Genomic DNA, 594 nt, shown 5'->3' on the forward strand with positions numbered 1-594 from the left:
GTTTGCGCCGTCAGCAGCGCCAGCTGGCGCGTGCCCTGCGCGACCCGGCGCACGACCGCCACCGCCTGCGCCTGCTGATCAAGCGGGTGCGCTACGCCGCCGAGGCCTATCCGCTGCACAGCGGCCTGGACGCCGCGGTGCAGGGCCGGTTGAAGCGCGCGCAGAGTGAGCTGGGCGACTGGCACGATCACCTGCAATGGCTGGCGCAGAGCGATTCCAGCGAGGCCCTGCCGCCCTGCCGTGCGGCCTGGCTGCAGGCTCAGGCGGCAGCCGAACGGCGCGCGGACGAGGCGCTGCTGGCGCTGCATGGCGACTTCCTGCTGGATAAATAAGGCGACATTTTCGCCGGAACTATGGCCGAATAACCATCCTTTCGGCCTATCGTTCGGCCTCCACCATCCCCTAAGATCGACGCCATCTATCGTTTGCGAGGTGGCTATGACCTTTTCCGAATTGCTGCAGGCCGTGCGTACCAACCCCGAGGCGCTGGTGATTCCGTCGCTCTGGGGCCAGGGGCGCGCCAGTTTCGGCGGCCTGGTGGCGGCGCTGGCCTTCGAGGCCATGCGCGCCAAGGTGCCGGCGGGGCGCCCGGTG

The 594-nt window shown here is 69.0% G+C and carries 1 protein-coding gene and 1 pseudogene; both read left to right on the plus strand.

Features of this window, described 5'->3' with window-relative positions; genetic code table 11:
* Positions 1-332, plus strand: a 332-nt coding sequence (locus N878_RS25240) for a CHAD domain-containing protein (protein WP_021446246.1), incomplete at its 5' end; no start/stop codon positions are given.
* 106 nt (positions 333-438) lie between these two features.
* Positions 439-594 (plus strand): annotated as a pseudogene (locus tag N878_RS29750) (thioesterase family protein); the annotation flags it as partial.

It is taken from the genome of Pseudomonas sp. EGD-AK9 (assembly GCF_000465935.2).
In the GTDB taxonomy this organism is placed as follows: Bacteria; Pseudomonadota; Gammaproteobacteria; order Pseudomonadales; family Pseudomonadaceae; genus Aquipseudomonas.